Below are 1,151 nucleotides of genomic sequence, written 5' to 3' on the forward strand. Positions count from 1 at the left end.
AAATTGACATACTCCCCATGCCTAAAGGCGAGGGGATTCTAAACCTAGACTAAAAGAAATTAGATAGGTTTAGGCTTAGCACTTCATCGCCCGATACTACCGAAGTAGTTTTACTCAAGCTCTGTGCCCGTTTAGAGTCGTGGCGATGCCCCATCCCGACTTTTTCTATGTTTTTGGCCGCGTTTAGATCGCGATCGTGTTTAGCCCCACAATTCAGACATTGAATAGAGCGAACAGAAAGGCTGATTTTGCCCCATCTAAACCCGCAGTCTGAGCAAGTCTGAGAGGTAGGTTCCCATCGAGAAATTACCTTAAATTCTCTGCCATACTTCTCAGATTTGCCCTCACAAAGCGTTCTGAATTCTCCCCATCCTTGCTGACTGATTGCCCGTGACAATTTCCGGTTTTTAACCATGCCTGCTACGTTTAAATCTTCTAAGATGATTGTTTGGTTTTCACTCACCAACTTAGTCGATAGTTTGTGCAAAAAGTCTTTTCGGGTATCAGCAATTTGGTTGTGCAGTTTGGCAATTTTCAGCCTAGTTTTATTCCGACGTTTTGAGGTTTGAACTTGGCGGGCAAATTTACGCTGCAACCTACGAATTTTGCGGTCTAGCACCTTGTAGTTTGGACTTTGTGCGTTTGTACCATCACTCATTGCAGCGAAGGTTTTAATGCCCAAATCTATACCGATGCTTTGGTTCTTAGCCTCGATATAGATGGGCAAAACTTCTACAACAAAGCTTAGAAAGTATCTGTTTGCACAATCCTTGATTATTGTTACAGAACTGGGTAGAGATGGCAGTTTTCTAGACCAAACGGGAAATACGTCCCCTATTTTTGCCAGATAAACCTCATTACCTCTCAATACAAAACCGTTGCGCGTTAACCTTGCTGATTGGCTGTTTGTCTTTTTTTTGAACTTAGGATAGCCGACTTTTTTTCCTTTTCTTTTCCCTGTGCAGGACTTGAAGAAATTGCTAAACGCAGTCTCTAAATCTGAGACCGATTGTTGTAGAGGGATAGCCGAAACTTCTCCCAACCATTCTCTTTCTACTGTCTTTTTAGCTAAAGTTAAAACTACTTTCTGCAATTCGGCAGAGCTGGGTTTTTTGTCTGACTGTTTGCAAATTCTTAGGGCATCATTCCAG

At 42.3% G+C, this 1,151-nt stretch carries 1 protein-coding gene; it reads right to left on the reverse strand.

The features are described from left to right. Positions 1-49: 49 nt before the first annotated feature. The coding region (locus QUB52_RS29155) for an RNA-guided endonuclease InsQ/TnpB family protein (RefSeq protein ID WP_332976356.1) at positions 50-1,151 on the reverse strand (1,102 nt) is incomplete at its 5' end.

Source organism: Microcoleus sp. A6-C6, from assembly GCF_036705955.1.
GTDB lineage: Bacteria > Cyanobacteriota > Cyanobacteriia > Cyanobacteriales > Microcoleaceae > Microcoleus.